This window comes from Trinickia dabaoshanensis, from assembly GCF_002879885.1.
Lineage (GTDB): Bacteria > Pseudomonadota > Gammaproteobacteria > Burkholderiales > Burkholderiaceae > Trinickia > Trinickia dabaoshanensis.
In genome coordinates this window covers 14,933-32,407 of the sequence record NZ_PNYA01000010.1, presented here as the reverse complement: position 1 = coordinate 32,407, position 17,475 = coordinate 14,933, and the positions used below count along the sequence as shown (strand labels likewise).

Here is a 17,475-nt window from a genome sequence, read left to right as displayed (position 1 = left end):
TACATGTGCTGTAGCGCTCACCGGCGCAGCAACCGGCCATCCCCTGCCCTATCTAACCGTGGCCATAGACGTGGCGCAGAACGACGCCGGGTGATCTTGGGCCTGGTGGGCCGGCTATTGCGGCGTCTGCTGGCGCTCCAGATACGGCCCCGCTCGGGCAAACAAACTCATCCGATACGGCCGTTCCTCGATCAGCTGGCATTGGCGGCGGCGTAGCGTTCTTTGCTCGCGTCAACGGATGCCCGATGCGCGGCCGTCGGCCGGAACCCTCCAGCGTTAACTGTTCCTTAAGTCTGGCTCGTCAACATGTCTTTACTAGTTGCGGACAGCCCTGTGCCCGCAGCGGTATGCCCCAACTATCTGGAGGTCTAATCATGAAATCCACTGTTAAATCCATCGTCCTTGCCGCCGTGGTCGTCGCGCCGGCCATCTCTTTTGCTCAACCTTCCAACGTACCGCTGACTCGTGCGCAGGTGCGCCACGAGTTGACCCAGCTCGAACGGGCCGGCTACAACCCGGCAAGAAAAGACAACATGTACCCCGCTGACATCCAGGCGGCCGAGGCTCGCGTCGCTGCCAAAAGTGAGGCGACTGGGGCCGCGAGCACAGGCGTTGGCGGGACGCCAGGTGGTGCGTCGCAGTCTGGTTTACGTGTCCCGGCCGCCGACTGGAACTCGTTGTACAGTCACCACTGAACGACGCTTAGAGACCGGAAAAACGGAACAGGGCATGCGGATCCTGCTGGTTGAAGACGATGCGCTGATCGGCGACGGACTGCGGCACGGACTGCGCCGGGAGGGCTTCGCCGTCGACTGGGCCCAGGATGGCGAGGCCGCCTCACTCGCGCTGCGCACGACATCCTATGGCCTCGTGTTGCTCGATCTGGGCTTGCCCAGGCAGGATGGACTGACGCTGCTCTCGAGATTGCGTCGAGGCAACGACGCGACGCCTGTGATCATCATTACTGCCCGCGACGCGGTCCCCGATCGCGTCGCAGGCCTGGACAGCGGAGCCGACGACTACCTCGTCAAACCGTTCGCGCTCGAGGAGTTGCTCGCGCGCATCCGCGTCGTGAATCGGCGGCAGGCAGGCCGTGCCCAGACGGCGCTGCAGGTAGGTGCGCTCCGGCTCGATCCGGCCCTGCACCGTGTTTGGTTGCGCGACGAAGAGGTATCCGTGACGGCACGCGAGTTCGCGCTGCTGCACGAGTTGATGCACGATCCGGGCATCATCGTCACCCGGGAGCAGCTCGAGGAGCGCCTTTACGGCTGGAACGAGGAAATCGAGAGCAATGCCGTCCAGGTCCACGTCCACAACCTGCGCCGCAAGCTGGGTGCCGACGCAATCCGCAACGTGCGCGGCGTGGGTTACCAGATCGGGGAGATCGCGTGACATCGCTGCGCCGCCGTCTGCTGCTGTGGCTATTGCCCGCCACGTTGCTGACTGGCATCCTGGCCAGTGCTGCCACCTATTGGGGCGCGCTCGCCGAACTCGACGATTTACTCAATGATCAGTTGAAAGCGATTGCGCGACACGTCGTGGTCGATGCCGACGGCCGGCTGTCGTTGAAAGGGGTGCATGGGAAGGACGAGGACCGGCTCTCAGGCCAGCAATCGCACGGTGTGCTAGTCCAGGTCTGGCGCGGTTCTACGCCGGTGTTCAGCAGCGATCCCGATTCGGTGATTCCACCACCACGCGGCCCCGGCCTCGCCGATGTGACTGTCAACGGCCAGCTTTGGCATACATACGTTTCCCGCAATGGAGACATGCTTGTCCGTGTTGCCCAGGTCCAGCAGGCACGCTGGGAAGCCGTGGCGGAAATCGCAGTGCACCTGTTCTGGCCAGTGCTTTCGCTGATACCGGTGCTCGCACTTTTCCTGTGGTTCGGCATCGGCTACGGCCTGCGGCCGCTGCGCGAAGTCGTTGCGAGCCTGAAACGGCGCGATGCCAACAATATGCAGTCGATCGACACGGAGGCCGTACCGGGGGAAGTGAAGCCCCTTGTCGAGGCGCTCAATGACCTGCTGCAGCGGCTCGATGAGGCGTTCACAACGCAAAAACATTTCATTGCTGACGCGGCGCATGAACTGCGCACACCGATCATGGGGCTCGGACTCCAGGCAGAGCTGCTGCCGCGGGCTACGAGCGCGGAGGAACGCGAAACCATCGTCGCGCAGATCCGGACCGGGGCAGCACGCCTCGCGCACCTGGCTGAACAGCTTCTGACGCTCGCGCGGCTCTCGCCCGATTCGCAAGCTCCAATATCGGATGACGTCGATCTGACCGCCCTGGCCCGGTCAGTCGTGAGCGACCGGGCGCGGATTGCTCTAGCGAATCAGATCGACCTGGGTTTTGTCGGGACGTCCCGAGTGACAGTCACCGGCAATGCCGATAACCTGCGCATCTTGCTGAATAACCTGGTCGACAATGCGATTCGTTATGCGGGCGCGCATGCGCGCGTCGACATCATCGTGCGCCAGGAAGGTAGCTGTGCAATGCTTGAAGTCTGCGATACGGGTCCGGGGATACCCGAGGCAGAGCGGGCACGAGTGTGGGAGCGCTTCTACCGCGGCAGCGACCATGCGGCGTCGGGGAGCGGGCTGGGTCTGTCAATTGTTCAGCGCATCGCCGAGCAGCATCGGGCGAGAATCTCGCTCGAGAATGGCCGCGATCAGCAGGGCCTGACGGTCCAATTGCGGTTCCCAGCAACACAACCTGACGGCGTCAACGGAAGACTAACCAACGATACTGTATGAAGGTGCTCATTGTCGAGGACGATGCGGCGATCGCCGCGAACCTTTACGACTATCTGGAGGAGAGCGGCTACGAGGTCGATGTCGCTTCCAATGGTAGGACGGGCCTACAGATGGCTCTCGCCGACTCGTGGGATGCGATCCTGCTTGATCTGTCATTGCCCGGCATGGACGGACTGATGCTCTGTCGTAAGCTGCGCGGTGAAGCGCGCCGGGACACGCCGGTGCTGATGCTGACCGCCCGAGACGCGCTCGACGACAAACTCGAGGGCTTTGTGCACGGCGCCGATGACTATCTGGTCAAACCGTTTTCTCTGAAGGAGGTTGGCGCGCGGCTCAGCGCCCTGATCAAGCGCTACCGGGGCCGCGTTGCGCCCATGGATCTTCGGTTTGCAGATGTGTTCCTCAACCTGTCGACGATGACAGTCGAACGCGCCGGTCGCCCCGTCAAGCTCCCGCCAAAATGTTTGCAGTTGCTGCGTGTTCTGATGCAGTCACCGAACCGCATGTTCAGTCGCGCCGAACTCGAAACTGAAGTCTGGGGCGAAGAACTCCCCGACAGCGACACGCTGCGCGCGCATGTCTACACCCTGCGCCGCGCACTCACCGCTCCAGGGCAAACAGACCTCATCGAGACGGTCCATGGTGTCGGCTATCGACTCGTTGGGAGTGGTCGTAATGGGGCGTAGCCTTCGTCTAAAGGTCACGCTTGTGTTCTCCGTGCTGACCATCGCTCTGCTGCTCGCCCAGGCGCTAGGCGTAAGAACGCTGGCCGAAGCACAGGAAGAGAAACTGATCGTGGCGCTGATCCACGACGATATGGCCAATGTGCTCAGGAGCTACGAAGCCAATCCGGCTTTACTGCCTCCGTTCGACCAACGTATGAACGGCTACGTGTCGACCTCAGACCGTCCGCCAATTGTTCTACCGGCATCGGCCACGGATCTGCCGGTCGGGACGCATCAGATTATCATCAACGGACGGGAGATCCACGTCGCGATCGTACCCTTCGGTATGACGCGCTTGTATCGCGTCTACAACTTCAGCGCCTACGAGCGCCATTTCAAGGGAGTCATCAATGCCTTGATGGCCGGCACGGGCGTCTTTGCGCTGCTCACGATTTGGCTCTCCTTCGGTCTGTCGGGCCTGCTGGTGCGGCAGGTAGCCGGTCTCGCACGCCAAGTGAAGATGCTCAGGTTCGGAGAATCGCCGTCGATCCAACCCGGCAAGTACGATGAAACGGAACTCGTAGGACTGGTCGAGGCCTTCAACGACTACCATCGGCGCATGGCCGACATGATCGAGCGGGAGAAGGAGTTTACTGGCAATGTGAGCCACGAACTGCGCACGCCCCTCACGACAATCAAGACGAGTTGCGAACTGCTTGCGCAGGATGCCGCGATCAGCGGGAAGTCGCGCACGCGGCTCCAGCAGATCGAGTGCGCGGCCGACACTATGCGTGAACTCACGAACGCATTGCTGATGCTCGCCAGAGAAGATTCCGCGCACGATGTCGAACCGGTGGCTGTGGCAAATCTGATTGAAAGTGCGCTGATGCCTTTTGCCGATCGCGTTGCGAAAAAGAGGCTCGAGGCCGTCATTGACGTGAATCGCAATCTTCACGTCGTAGTGAACCGTTCCGCGCTTGCGGTCGTGCTATCCAACCTCATCGACAACGCTGTGCGGCATACCGACCGTGGACATGTGCATTTTTCCTACTCAGACGGGTGGCTGCGTATCGAGGACACCGGACCCGGTATTCCGACGCAGGCGCTGCCATACGTTTTTGATCGGTTCTACCAGGCGGACGGGCAACAAACCGAGAAGTGCGGCATCGGTATTGGTCTGTCGATCGTCAAAAAGATCTGCGATCGATACGGCTGGTCGATCGAACTCGCGAGCGAGCCCGATCGCGGCACCCGCGTTTCGTTGCGTTTGCCGTCCGCGAAGCCCGAAGCAGTCGGGTTTCGCGATGGTCTGGCACCTTATTGACGAAAACTTCACAAGCGGTGGCGTAGCATCCGCGTCGGAAGCTGCCCCTGGTGGGCGGCAGAACGACCGATGGATGCCAGAATGCGCCGAGCGTTATTGATTACCTTCGTCGGGCTGGCCGGCTGTACGACCTATCACCCCCAGCCGATCGCCCCAGCCCAGCTTGCCCGTCAATTCGAGCAGCGCTCGCTTGCGAGCAAGGAGTTGCACGCCTTCGTCGTGCGCGAAACAAGACACGATGTCGCACCGTGGCCACCCGCGCACTGGAGTCGCGAAATGCTCACGCTGGCAGCCTTCTACTACAATCCCGCCCTCGACGTCGCGCGCGCCCAATGGGACACCGCCAAGGCCGGCATCGATGTCGCCGACACGATCCCCAACCCGGTTCTGCAGTTGCCGTTTCAGTATTCCACACCCAACCCCGGACCGGGATCTCCGATCACGTTGGGCCCGGCGCTCGATATTCCGATCGAGACAGCGCATAAGCGTGGATATCGCGCCGATCAGGCCACGCACTTGTCGGAAGCCGCGCGGCTGAGCCTCGTCAATGAGGCGTGGAAGGTTCGTGCGCAAGTCCGGGATGCGATGCTCGCCCTCTACGCCGCCCGAAAGCGCATCGCATTCCTGTCGACCAAGGCCGAAGCCGAGCGGCAAATTGCCGAGATGAGCCGCAAGCGTCTGGCGGTGGGCCAGTTCTCGCGGCCCGACGTCGATTCCGCCATCCTGGCCGACACCCAGGCTCAAAGCGATCTGGCTGCGGCGCGCAGTGCCGAACAGGATTCGCATGCACAACTCGCTGCTGCCATCGGCGTGCCTGTCGCCGCGCTCGACGGCGTCGCGATCGATCTCTCCGCCTTCGGTGCGATTTCCCCTGCGCCGCCGGCCGCGGATGCGCAGCGCGCGGCGATCTTCCATCGCGCCGATCTGCTCGCGTCGCTCGCCGATTACGCCGCGGCCGAATCGGCGCTCCAGCTCGAGGTTGCAAAGCAATATCCGAACATCCACCTCGGGCCCGGCTACACGTATGACACGGGCACGCACAAGATCGCGTTCGGGCTGGCCGGCATCACGTTGCCGATCTTCAACCAGAATCAAGGCGGCATCCATGCAGCCGAGGCCAGGCGCAAGGAAGCGGCAGCCCGTACCGGCGCGCTGCAGGACAAGATCCTCGGCGATCTCGCACACGCGCTGGCGCGCTACCAGTCGAGCGTTGAAGCACTACGTCTGTCCGACGCACATCTCGTGAGTGCCCGCAGACAACTCGACAGCCAGGCCGCAGCTTTCGCCAACGGCGATGCAGACCGTCTGACTTACACGCAGGCGAAGGCTGACTATCAGACCAGCGAAACCCTTCATCTCGACGCCGCGGTCGCGGTCCAGCAAGCCGCCGGCGCACTCGAAGATGCGATGCAGCAACCCCTCGGTCACGAGGCGGTGAGCGATACCCTCAGTGAAGAGACGCCACGATGAAACTCCGACTGATCCTTCTCTCCGTCGTATCGCTGGCCTTGGCATCAGGCGCTGGCTGGTACATCTATCAGACGTTCCAGGACTCAAGTGCCTCGGCAACCGCGGCGGCGCAATCGGCCCCGCCCCCCGCCGTACAGACAGTAAACGGCGAAACGGTGGTCGTCATCGGCGCCGAGGAGCAACGCGCCAGCCACATCGAGGTTGCGCCGCTCAGGGCCGTCGCGAGCCAGCCCGACGTTAGTGCCTATGCCACGGTCATCGATCTGCAGCCGCTCTTCGATTTGCACAACCGCCTGGCTAGCGCTCGCGCGGACGTTGGCACGTTCACCGCGCAGGCGGCCAGTTCGCGGGCGCAGTACCAACGCAGCCATGCACTGTTCGCCGACGACCGCAATATTTCGCAAAAGAGCCTGCAGGATGCGCAGTCGGCCATGAAAGCCGACGAAGCGAAACTGCAATCGGCCAATGCCACGCTGAACGGGCTGAATGCCGCGATGCGGCAGCAGTTCGGCGACACACTCGCGAATGCCGCAGCAACACCGGCCTCGACGCTGTTCCAGCGCCTCGAGTCCGGCCAGGCTGTCGTGCTGCGCGTCACGTTACCTGCGAGCTTCGGCGTGGTGCCGCCTGCGCGTATCGCGATCGATACGCCCGATGGCCGCTCGGTGCCGGCTCAAAAGCTTTCCGCCTCGCCTCTCGCCGATCCGGCCGTGCAGGGCAGCCCTTGGCTTTACGTCGCCGACGATGCACTGCCTGCGAATTTGCGCACCAGCGCGCGCGTGCCGACGTCGAGCCAGGCCGTGTCCGGCCTACTGATCCCCGAACGGGCCGTGGTGTGGTACGGCGGACAGACGTGGGCCTATGTGCGGACGGCTTCCAACCGCTTTACGCGGCACTTCGTGCCTGCCGGTGACGAGGGCGATCACGGGTTCACGGTCACGTCCGGGTTCCACGCCGACGACCAGATCGTGACGCAGGGTGCGCAATTGCTGCTCTCCGAAGAACTCAAGCCGCAAGGCATTGCCACGGCCTGCAAGGATCCGCCCGAGTGTGACGACTGACCCGTGCCTCGCCTGCCCAGATCAACACGACCTCACGTCCCATGCTCAACGCGATCATCCGCTTTTCGCTGCGCTTTCGCGGCGTCATCTACGCGCTGGCCGTTATCGCGGCCGGCTACGGGCTCTTTACGCTGACACGTGCCAAGCTCGATGTCTTTCCCGAATTCGCACCGCCGATGAGCATCGTGCAGACCGGAGCGCCGGGTATGACCAGCGAGCAGGTAGAAACGCTCGTTACGCAGCCGCTCGAAAACGCCCTCGGCGGCATGGTCGGTCTGCAGTCAATGCGGTCGAGGTCAATGCAGGGCCTCTCAGCGATCACGCTCGTCTTCGATGACCATGCAAACGTGATGCAGGTGCGGCAGCTCGTCACCGAGCGCATCAATGGGCTCGCGGCCACGCTGCCTGCGGGCGTCAAGCCGCCGCGGCTTTTGCCGCTCACTACCACGACGAGCGTCGTGCGCATCATCGGCCTCACGTCGAAGACGCGCTCGCTCGCGGACCTCTACGACATCGCAAATTGGACCGTCAAGCCGCAGTTGCTGAGCGTTCCCGGCGTGGCCGATGTCATCGTGTTCGGTGGCGAGACGCCCCAAATGCAGATCCAGGTCGACCCCGCGAAGTTGATGCGCTATGGACTGTCGATTCAGGACGTGATTGCCGCAGCCCGTCAAGCCACTGGGGTGCGTGGCGCCGGATTCATCGAGAACACGAATCAGCGCATCGCCGTCAATGCCGATGGCCAGATCGCTACGCCGGAGAAACTGGCTGGCGTCGTACTCCGTTCGAGCAACGGGGCGGCGGTTCGTCTCGGCGATGTCGCGAACGTGGCGTGGGGCAGTGCACCGCCTGTCGGAGCGGCTTCGATCATGGGCAAGCCCGGCGTGATGGTCGTGCTGGAAAGCCAGTATGGCACCAACACGTTGGCCGTGACGAATGACATCGAAAATGCGCTCGTCGGACTCAAGCCGGCGCTCGCACGGCAAGGTGTCGACGTGACCGCGAACGTCTTCCGGCCCGCCAATTTCATCGACGCGGCGGTCGGTCACTTGCGCAACGCGCTGCTCGTGGGCGCAGTGCTTGTGATTGCAGTGCTGTTCCTGTTCCTGCTCAACGTGCGCACCGCGGTGATTTCGGCCGTGGCGATTCCCCTATCGCTGCTGGTTGCGATCATCGTGCTGACCAAGTTCGGCGTGAGTCTGAACACAATGACCTTGGGCGGCCTCGCGATCGCGCTCGGCGAGGTGGTGGACGATGCGATCATCGACGTCGAGAACATTTTTCGCCGCTTGCGGGAGAACCGCAAGTCGGCTCAGCCGCTGCCCGCGTTTCGCGTCGTGCTGCGTGCTTCACTCGAAGTCCGTAGCGCCGTGGTGTTCGCCACTTTCATCGTGATGCTGATCTTCCTGCCCGTGCTCACGCTCTCGGGCGTCGGCGGGCGGCTCTTCGCGCCACTCGGCATTGCCTACATACTGGCCGTGCTCGCGTCGCTCGGGGTCGCATTGACGCTCACGCCGGCAATGGCGCTCGCACTGCTGGCGAGAGGGCCTTTGCCCGAGCATGAACCACGTCTCGTTGCGCGCCTGAAGGCGCGTTATATCGCGCTGCTGACGAAGGTCGAGCAGCATGTGAAGGGGGTCATGGTGATGGTGGCACTAATGTGTGTCGCTGCGCTCGCGTCGTTGCCGTTCTTGAGCGGGAATTTCATTCCACAACTGCGCGAAGGCCATTACATCGTCCACATGGGGCTCGAGCCCGGCACATCGCTCGCGGAATCGATGCGGATCGGCACGCAGGTATCGAAGGCATTGATGCAGGTGCCCGGCGTGCGTCTCGTGGCGCAGCGCGCAGGCCGCGCGAACGGTGTGGTCGATCCGACCGGCGTGCAGCTCTCCGAGTTCGAGGTCGATTTGAAGCCGATGGGCGCATCGGGCCAAAACTGGGCGCTCTATCGGATTCGCCAGGCGCTGGCGCGCTTCCCGGGCCTGAGCACGTCGGTCAACACGTTTCTTGAGGAACGTATCGACGAAACCATTTCGGGTACGACGGCCCCGGTGGTCGTGAAAGTGTTCGGCAACAATCTGGACGTCATCGATCGCACGGCGCAGCAGATCGCTCAGCTGATCGGCACGATCCACGGCGTTGCCAGCGTGCGGGTGGATTCGCCTCCCGGCATACCCGAGCTCGACGTGAAGCTCAAGCCGGACGTGTTGAGCCGCTGGGGCTTCCGGCCCGTCGAAGTGCTCGATACGCTCCAGGCCGCCTATGCGGGCGCAACGGTATCGCAGATCTACAAGGGCAGCCGCACCTATGACGTCGCGGTGGTGCTCGACCCGGCGCAGCGCAAGACGGTCGGCGACATCGGGAAGCTCATGGTGCGCAATGCAGACGGGTTTTCCGTTCCGCTGAGCACACTTGCGACGATCCGCCAGGTCGCCGGCCGCTATCAGATCACTCACGACGGCGGCCAGCGCGTGCAAACGGTGTCAGTCAATCTCGGCAGCCGGCCGGCCAGTGATTTCGTCAATGAAGCCCAGGCGCGCGTGAACCGCGAGATCAAAATGCCGCCGGGCACCTACGCCGTCTTCAGCGGAGAGAGCGAGGCGCGTGCGCAATCGCAGCGCGACTTGCTTGCATACGGGGGGATTTCGCTGATCGGCATCGCGCTGCTGCTGTTCCTCGCAATGAAAAGCCGCCGCGGCGTGTTGCTCGTCATGGTCAACCTGCCCTTTGCACTTGTCGGCGGGGTGCTGAGCGTCGTGCTGACGGGGGCGAACCTGTCGCTCGGTGGTATGGTGGGCTTCGTCACATTGTTTGGCATCTCACTGCGAAACTCGATCATGCTGATCAGCCACTATGAGCACCTGGTGCATATCGATCAGTTGACGTGGAACATGGATACGGCGGTGCGCGGGGCATCCGAGCGTCTGGTGCCGATTCTGATGACCGCGCTCGTCACCGCGCTCGCGCTGGCTCCGCTCGCCTTGACGAGCGGAGCGGCAGGTAACGAAATCGAGGGGCCGATGGCAATCGTCATTCTCGGCGGCCTGATCACGTCGACCGCGCTCAACCTGATCGTGCTGCCGACCCTGACGTTGCGTTACGGGCGTTTTGAGCGCGACACGCTGGCAGAACCCGGCCCCGCGCCTGCGTGAGTCGAACCGAGAGACGACAAGTGACTGAGCAGCCGGCGATGGCGGATCTTCCGAACGGCCTCAGCGTGGCCGAGGTGGCCGAACGCCGAAGCCGCGGCGAGATCAACCGCGTCCGGCGGCAGACGAGCCGCAGCCTTGGCGAGATCGTGCGCGCCAACATGTTCACGCGCTTCAACGCGCTTTTAGGCACGCTATGCGCCGTGGTGCTTGCCGTCGGCCCCTGGCAGGATGCGCTCTTTGGCGGCGTGCTGATCACGAACTCGCTCATCGGGATCGTTCAGGAGTGGCGGGCGAAACGTCAGCTCGACCGGCTCGCGCTGCTGCACCAGCCGCATGCGCGAGTACGCCGCGAGGGGCAGACGATCGAGGTCTTGCTGGGCGACATCGTGAAGGACGACCTGATCGCCGTCGAACGAGGCGACCAGATTGTCGTCGATGGCGTCGTGTGCGCGGCGAACGGGCTCGAGATCGATGAATCCCTGCTGACGGGAGAATCCGAACCGCAGACCAAAACGCCCGAATCCGAGTTGCTGTCGGGCAGCTTCGTCGTCGCCGGGCAGGGATGGGTTCGGGCCACGCGGGTCGGACGCGACGCCTGGGCCCACCAGCTCGCGGCGCAGGCACGGCGTTTCGTGCCGCCGCAGTCGGAACTGAGCGCCGGCATTAATCGCATGCTGCGCTACGTCGGCTGGGTGATCGTGCCGCTGTCGGCGTTGATGGTGGCGACCCAGTTGCTGCGGGGCACGTCGCTCAATGAGGCGCTGCTCTATTCCGCGGGCGGGGTCGCCGGCATGGTGCCCGAAGGGCTGGTATTGCTGACGAGCGTGGCGCTCGCCATCGGTGCGGTACGGCTGGCGCAACGTGGCGCCCTCATGCAGGAACTGCCCGCCATCGAGACCCTCGCGCGTGTGGACGTGCTCTGTCTCGACAAGACCGGCACGCTGACGGAAGGGGAGCCTGTCATGGAGCGCCTGGAACGCCTTGACGGCGACGCCGATGCCCACGATGCGCTCAGCGCGCTGGTGCGGAGCGATCCCGCACCGAACGCGACGCTGCGCGCGATTGCGGCGGGCTGCGACGCATCGCCGGCATGGCATGCGACCCATGCCGTCCCGTTCTCGTCGGCCAGGAAATGGGCGAGTGCGTCGTTTGACGGCCATGGCACGTGGCTACTGGGCGCGCCGGATGTTCTGCTCGGCGGGACGGCGGCCGCGGACGAACTGCGCCGGACCGTGTCCGCCCATGCGCGCGAAGGCCGCAGGGTGCTGCTGCTCGCACGGTCCGACGCGGCCCTCGTCGCGGACGGGCTGCCCGATGCGATCACACCCGTCGCGCTGGTGCTGCTCGCGGAGCGCATCCGTGCCGATGCGCAGTCAACCGTCGCTTACTTTGCCGCGCAGGGCGTGTCGCTCAAGGTGATCTCCGGAGATCATCCGGACACGGCCGCCGAAGTCGCGCAGCGCGCGGGCATCGCCGGCACCGGAGCCGGCATTGACGCGCGCACGCTGCCGGAAAGCGCCAGCCAGCTCGGCGACGTGATGGAGCGAGAGACCGTGTTCGGCCGCGTCTCGCCAACCCTGAAGGCGGCGATGGTGACGGCGCTGCGCGCCCGCGGCCATGTGGTCGCGATGATCGGCGACGGCGTGAACGACCTGCTCGCGCTCAAGGAGTCCGACATCGGCATCGCGATGGGGGGCGGCAGCGGCGCGGCGGCGGCGGTGGCCCAGGCCGTGCTGACCGATAATCGCTTCGCGAGCCTGCCGTCGATCGTCAACGAAGGCCGGCGCGTGATCGGCAACGTCGAACGGGTCGCGAACCTGGTCGTGACCAAGACCGTCTACGTGATGCTGCTCGCGTTTGCGATCGGCGTCGCCGATCTCGCATTTCCATTCTTGCCGCGACACCTGACGCTCGTCGGTTCGCTTACCATCGGCATCCCGGCGTTCTTTCTCTCGCTCGAACCGACCGCGGAACGCGCGCGCCGCGGCTTCGTAGAGCGCGTGCTGCGCTTCACGGTGCCGGCGGGCGTCCTCGCGGCGATCGCGACGTTCGCCGCGTATTCCGTCACGCTCAGCTACCTGCACGGCACGCTCGAACAGGCACGCAGCGCGGCAACGTTGACGCTGTTCGGCATCGCGCTGTGGATCGTCGCTCTGCTGGTGCGGCCGCTGACCCGCCTGCGCGTCGGCATCGTTGCGGCGATGGCCGCATCCTTTGTAGTAGTCGCAAGCACGGCGCTCTTGCGCGCCTTCTTTGCGCTCGAACCGCTTCCGCTGCGCATCTGGCTAGGGGCGATCGGCATGATCGTATTGGCGTGCTCCGCGCTGCGTGGGGTAACGTCACGTTCCGACGCCATCCAGAAATCTCCGGTGCTTCCTGCCGAACCGCCGATCCTGTCGGCGACACGCGCCTTGCTGGCGTTGTGGCGTCGGCACAAGGCGCTCATCCCCATATCGGTGCTGATATTCGGCGGCAGCGCGTGGCTGTTCCTCGGCGTGCTGGAAGACGTGCTGTCGAAGGACCCACTGATGCAGGCGGACCTCATTGTCTATCGCACGCTGCAGCACGTCCGCACACCGCCGCTCGACGCGTGGATGACCGCCATGTCCGAGCTAGGCGACGCCGCCGTCGTGGTCCCCGTCGTGCTGGTCGTCCTGTCGTGGTTCGTGTGGCACCGGCGATGGCGCGCCGCGATCTACTGGCTGGCCGCGGTGGGCGGTGCGGAGGTCATCGTCAAGCTCCTGAAGCTGGCGCTGCATCGCGTCCGCCCGAACCCGTTCGCGAGCGGTGCCGAGAGCTTTTCGTTCCCGAGCAGTCACGCGACGCTCGCCATCGTCACGTACGGATTCCTCGCGTTCCTGCTGTGCGACGGGCAGCGACATCGGCAGCGAACGGCCATCGTGCTCGTCACCGCGGTGGCCGTCTCGCTCATTGCGGCGTCGCGCCTCTATCTGGGGGTGCATTGGGTCTCCGATGTTGTCGCTGGCCTGAGCTTTGGGCTCGCCTGGGTCACCGTGCTCGCCGTCGGCTATTCGCTTCGGACCATCGAGCCGATCGGCGCGAAGCGGCTGATGGTGCTCGTCGCGTTGACGTTGCTGGCCGGCGCCACGCTGCATATCGTGCGACGCCACGCGGTGGACGTCGTGCTTTACCGCCCGGTCGAGCGGGTCGAGCGGATGACGGCTACCCAGTGGCGAGGGGGCGCGTGGCAAACGCTGCCGGTCGGGCGCGTGGCGGCGGTCGGCAGAATCGATGAGCCGTTCAACGTCCAGTGGGCCGCCACCGCGCGGACGATCGAACGCGTGATGGAAGCGAACGGGTGGCAGGCGGCCCGCAGCAACCTGGCCTGGCCTGCCGCGCCGGCAACGCGCGGCGTGCGGGCGGCACCCGCCATTGCGCTTGAGTTCCACGAGGGCGCAGTTCCCGCAATGGCGTTCGTCCGCTTTTCCGACGGGGCGCGAGGCACGCTGCTCGTGTTGCGGCTCTGGCCGGCCGCTGAGATGGCGCTGCCCGGCTCGACGCACGGTACCGTTCCGATCTGGACGGGTACGGTGACGCGCGAACTTCCCACGACAGGAATCGCGTGGTCGTTCTCGGTTCAGTCGCCCGACGAGGACTTCACGGTGCCGGCCGCCGCGTTCGCGAGGCAATTCGCCGGTGCGCAGGGCGTTACACGGGACGATCCGGTCAGCGCTGCTTTCCAGCGCTGGGATGGGCGTGTATGGCTCCTCTGCACCGTAACACTCCCTGATGCGGCGGGTAATCGGACGCCACAATACATACCAAACGGCACGTGTGGATAAGGAGATGTCCATGCATACCTGGCTTGTATCGATCAGCAACCACCCCTTTCTCGTATTGGCCGTGGTATTTGCCATCGCGGCTGCCGAAGCGATCGCAGTTGTGGGTACGATCGCGATGGTGCCGGCGAGTATCGTCATGTTTTTCGCGGGCGCCCTCGTCGGTGCGGGGGTGCTCGACGGGTGGCTGACGATCGCGTTGTCCGCTCTGGGTGGAATCGTGGGTGACGGTCTGAGCTACGAATTGGGCCGCCGCTTTCACGGCAAGGTCCGCTCATGGTTCCAGGCGAAGGGGCATGAGGTCCGTTGGGTGCGCGGTGAGCAGTTCGTCAAGCGGCACGGGGGCAGGAGCCTCTTGCTCGCCCGATTCTTCGCACCGGTGCGTTCTATCGTGCCGCTTCTGGTCGGCACCGCGCATCTGGGGCGGTTGAGGTTTTACTCCGCCAACGTCGTCTCAGCGGTGATCTGGGCGCCGATCAATCTCATACCCGGTATCGTCTTCGGCGCGTCGGCCGCCTTGGCGGAAGCGGTCAGCACGCGCCTGGCCGCTGCGCTGATTCTTCTCGTGGTACTGCTTTACCTCGTCGTCCGCTTGGCTCGACTGACGATCACGCGAGGGATTCCCGCCGCGAAGCACACCGCGCGGCACGCGATGCTCGTGATGGCGCGTCGCTTCCCCCGGTTCGGAGACCGCGTACAACGAGTCATCAAACTCGACGATCCTGAGTTCCCTACCGTTTCGGCATTCGCCTTGCTCCTTATTGCCAGTGTATGGCTCTTCGGTGGCGTCTTGCAGGACGTGATTGCCAACGATCCGCTGATGCGGGCTGATACATCACTTTATACGTTCCTGCAATCGCTGCATGCAACGCCGGCCGACGCGGTGATGGCAAGCATCGCTGCGTTGAATGGTCGCGTCGTCGGTTTCGCGATGGCGTCTGCCGTGCTGGTATGGTTTGTCCTGAGGCGAAGCTGGAAGACGGCGGTCTGGTGGATCATTTTGGTAGGAATAGCCGTCGTGCTGTCACCCTTCGATTGGGCAAAATCGGGAGGTGCGTTGCCCCTCGACTGGCACCCTAACGCTCCGCATACGCCACTGCCGGATGGACAGGCGGCTTTCAACATTCTCGTGTACGCGTTTCTGGGGTGGGCGATCTCGCGTCGGCAAGCGATATCGTGGCGTACCGCCGTCGCAATTGCCATCGCGCTCTGGATCGTCGTTGGCGGCCTTGCGGACCTCTACTTAGGTAAAACCTGGCTGAGCGGGTTACTGGGGGGCTGGGCGCTTGGGTTGGCATGGTTCGCCATACTGGGTGGGGCTTATGCGTTCTGGCATGTCCGGGACAACATGCACCCCAAGGGCGTGGCCCTCGTCGTAATCGGCTCGTTGGCCATCGCGGGATCGTGGGCTGTTCCGGCGGGGCTCCAGTCGATCGAGGTGTCATCGCCCCCTTCCACGGTGACGGTCACTTCATTGAAGATCGGCGAGTGGATGGACACCGGCTGGCAGCGGCTTCCGGCAAGACGCACAGAGATCAGCGGCGACGAGGAAGAGCCACTATCGCTGCAATGGCCAGCAAGCACCGGGACTATCGAGCAGCGCTTGCAGCAAATTGGCTGGCTGGCAGCGCCCGCGTGGTCGGTGCACTCGGCATTGGGCTGGCTGCTGCCCCAGACCCAGCCGACTCAATTGCCCATGCTACCGAAATACTCGCGAGGGGAAAACTCACAGCTCACGTTCATACGTACTGAACCGGATTCGCCCGACGGCAGGTTTGTGCTGCGCCTTTGGCCATCGCATTACGTCGTTCAGAGCGCCCAAGGCGCGGAGCCGCTTTGGTACGGAGCCGTCTACCATGAAACGCTGTCTCGGCCCGCGCATCTTTCCATACTGGCGTCCACGCAGAACATCACGAGCACCGCGACGATCGTCACGCTGCTCGACCTACGCGGCCGGTCCGCGATCCGCTCGATAACGGAAAACAATCGGATTCGAGATGCGGTGCTGGTGCTACCAGGAGCGTCTGGCGCATCCAACACCGACACGCCGGGGTATGAATGAGGCTGATGCAACGCTCGCTATGAACCATTGGAGAGACCCTCGTGATTCGCTTGAACACATTTCTCGATGAAAAGAAGATCCATCTGGTCTTCGAGGTAAGCCTGTGGTTCAAGGCTGCTTTCGCGCTTTCGGAAATCCTCGCTGGTGTTGCTGCCTATTTCATTCCGCAGCAACTTTTTCTGACGCTCGTGCTTTGGGTCACCAGGGAAGAGTTCGTCGAAGATCCGCACGATCTCGTGGCCAACCTTCTCCTCCATACGGTACAGCATCTTTCAATCGGCACCCGGGAATTCGCGGCCGTCTATCTGCTCGGACACGGCGTGATCAAACTGTGGCTGATCGTCGGTCTACTGCGAGAGAGACTTTGGTATTACCCCGTCTCAATAGTCGTATTCGGTGCGTTCATCGTCTACCAACTTTACCGATACACCTTCACGCATTCAATATGGTTGCTGCTCATCACGGCCCTGGACGTCGTCATTATCGCGCTCACGTGGCACGAGTACCGATATCTCCGAAACGAGCGGAGAATCGCCCCGGCAGGCTCTTGATTGAATCCGGTTTCGTGCGGCTCTCGGCAAGCACCATTCGGGGAGTCCGCTGACAACATATCGAGACACGAACGACTTCGATGCGATCTTCGACCCGCGCCGCGTGCCCCCCCTGCGCATTGTTCGCCTCGTCGCGACGTGGCAGCGACGAGGCAGCGACGAGGCCTCTTCTTGGCGACGATCCTCTTCATCACCGCAATCGACGCAATCGCACAGCCAGCCTGGGTGCGCGTGGCCGCAAGCCCCGATGTCCAAGTCTTCGTGGATGCTGGCTCTTTGAAGAAGGACGCGCATGGTCTCATCAGCGTCTGGACGAAGACGCTCTATTCGTCACCCCAGACGGATGTTGAGGTTCACTACACGGCGGACATGACGCTTTTCGTGCTGGACTGCAAGAACGCGCGCTATGGCATTGCGGGCGGCAAGTTCCTCGATGCCTCCGGAAAGGTGCTATCGCAGTTCGGCGGTTCCGTGGGCAAACTCGAGCCCATTCTTGGCTCGAGCAAGATTGACGCTGTTTCGAGGGCGGTATGTGGGGCAGAAAGTGACAATCGGTGAGGAAAATAGTTGGGTGTATGACGACCGACGCTTGCATCACTTGCAGCATCACTTGCAGCATCACATGCGGCTT

General features: G+C 63.5%; 12 protein-coding genes. All 12 read left to right on the top strand.

What is annotated here, in order from left to right; all coding sequences use genetic code 11:
* The first annotated feature begins 374 nt into the window (after nucleotides 1–374).
* Complete coding sequence (locus C0Z18_RS12410) at nucleotides 375–695, top strand: DUF4148 domain-containing protein (protein WP_102645890.1); 321 nt, start codon at nucleotides 375–377, stop codon at nucleotides 693–695.
* 34 nt (nucleotides 696–729) lie between these two features.
* Nucleotides 730–1,392, top strand: a complete 663-nt coding sequence (locus tag C0Z18_RS12405; protein ID WP_102645724.1) for a response regulator — start codon at nucleotides 730–732, stop codon at nucleotides 1,390–1,392.
* Nucleotides 1,389–2,756, top strand: a complete 1,368-nt coding sequence (locus C0Z18_RS12400) for a sensor histidine kinase (protein ID WP_102645723.1) — start codon at nucleotides 1,389–1,391, stop codon at nucleotides 2,754–2,756. Before C0Z18_RS12405 ends, C0Z18_RS12400 begins: the two co-directional genes overlap by 4 nt.
* Nucleotides 2,753–3,442: a response regulator transcription factor gene (locus C0Z18_RS12395; protein WP_102645722.1), complete on the top strand. Its 690-nt coding sequence runs from the start codon at nucleotides 2,753–2,755 to the stop codon at nucleotides 3,440–3,442. Before C0Z18_RS12400 ends, C0Z18_RS12395 begins: the two co-directional genes overlap by 4 nt.
* The gene (locus C0Z18_RS12390) at nucleotides 3,432–4,745 is read left to right on the top strand and encodes a sensor histidine kinase (RefSeq protein ID WP_102645721.1); all 1,314 of its coding nucleotides are present in this window, start codon (nucleotides 3,432–3,434) and stop codon (nucleotides 4,743–4,745) included. Before C0Z18_RS12395 ends, C0Z18_RS12390 begins: the two co-directional genes overlap by 11 nt.
* 81 nt (nucleotides 4,746–4,826) lie before the next feature.
* Nucleotides 4,827–6,215, top strand: coding sequence for a TolC family protein (locus C0Z18_RS12385; protein ID WP_102645720.1), 1,389 nt, complete (start codon nucleotides 4,827–4,829; stop codon nucleotides 6,213–6,215).
* Nucleotides 6,212–7,276, top strand: a complete 1,065-nt coding sequence (locus C0Z18_RS12380) for an RND family efflux transporter (RefSeq protein ID WP_102645719.1) — start codon at nucleotides 6,212–6,214, stop codon at nucleotides 7,274–7,276. Before C0Z18_RS12385 ends, C0Z18_RS12380 begins: the two co-directional genes overlap by 4 nt.
* A 41-nt stretch (nucleotides 7,277–7,317) precedes the next feature.
* Nucleotides 7,318–10,431, top strand: a complete 3,114-nt coding sequence (locus tag C0Z18_RS12375) for an efflux RND transporter permease subunit (protein ID WP_102645718.1) — start codon at nucleotides 7,318–7,320, stop codon at nucleotides 10,429–10,431.
* Between the two features lie 20 nt (nucleotides 10,432–10,451).
* The gene (locus C0Z18_RS12370) at nucleotides 10,452–14,234 is read left to right on the top strand and encodes an HAD-IC family P-type ATPase (RefSeq protein WP_233217287.1); all 3,783 of its coding nucleotides are present in this window, start codon (nucleotides 10,452–10,454) and stop codon (nucleotides 14,232–14,234) included.
* Between the two features lie 10 nt (nucleotides 14,235–14,244).
* Entirely contained in the window at nucleotides 14,245–16,293 is a 2,049-nt protein-coding gene (locus tag C0Z18_RS12365; RefSeq protein ID WP_102645889.1) for a VTT domain-containing protein, read from the top strand.
* Between the two features lie 41 nt (nucleotides 16,294–16,334).
* Nucleotides 16,335–16,844 carry a DUF2127 domain-containing protein gene (locus tag C0Z18_RS12360; protein ID WP_102645716.1) on the top strand — a complete coding sequence of 170 codons (510 nt, stop codon included), beginning with the start codon at nucleotides 16,335–16,337 and terminating at the stop codon, nucleotides 16,842–16,844.
* 171 nt (nucleotides 16,845–17,015) lie between these two features.
* Nucleotides 17,016–17,402, top strand: a complete 387-nt coding sequence (locus C0Z18_RS12355; protein WP_146013999.1) for a surface-adhesin E family protein — start codon at nucleotides 17,016–17,018, stop codon at nucleotides 17,400–17,402.
* The last annotated feature ends 73 nt before the right edge of the window (nucleotides 17,403–17,475 follow it).

Coding starts and splice junctions, on each gene's coding strand:
- C0Z18_RS12410 (WP_102645890.1), top strand. CDS start 375: ATGAAATCCACTGTTAAATCCATCGTCCTTGCCGCCGTGGTCGTCGCG.
- C0Z18_RS12405 (WP_102645724.1), top strand. CDS start 730: ATGCGGATCCTGCTGGTTGAAGACGATGCGCTGATCGGCGACGGACTG.
- C0Z18_RS12395 (WP_102645722.1), top strand. CDS start 2,753: ATGAAGGTGCTCATTGTCGAGGACGATGCGGCGATCGCCGCGAACCTT.
- C0Z18_RS12390 (WP_102645721.1), top strand. CDS start 3,432: ATGGGGCGTAGCCTTCGTCTAAAGGTCACGCTTGTGTTCTCCGTGCTG.
- C0Z18_RS12385 (WP_102645720.1), top strand. CDS start 4,827: ATGCGCCGAGCGTTATTGATTACCTTCGTCGGGCTGGCCGGCTGTACG.
- C0Z18_RS12380 (WP_102645719.1), top strand. CDS start 6,212: ATGAAACTCCGACTGATCCTTCTCTCCGTCGTATCGCTGGCCTTGGCA.
- C0Z18_RS12375 (WP_102645718.1), top strand. CDS start 7,318: ATGCTCAACGCGATCATCCGCTTTTCGCTGCGCTTTCGCGGCGTCATC.
- C0Z18_RS12365 (WP_102645889.1), top strand. CDS start 14,245: ATGCATACCTGGCTTGTATCGATCAGCAACCACCCCTTTCTCGTATTG.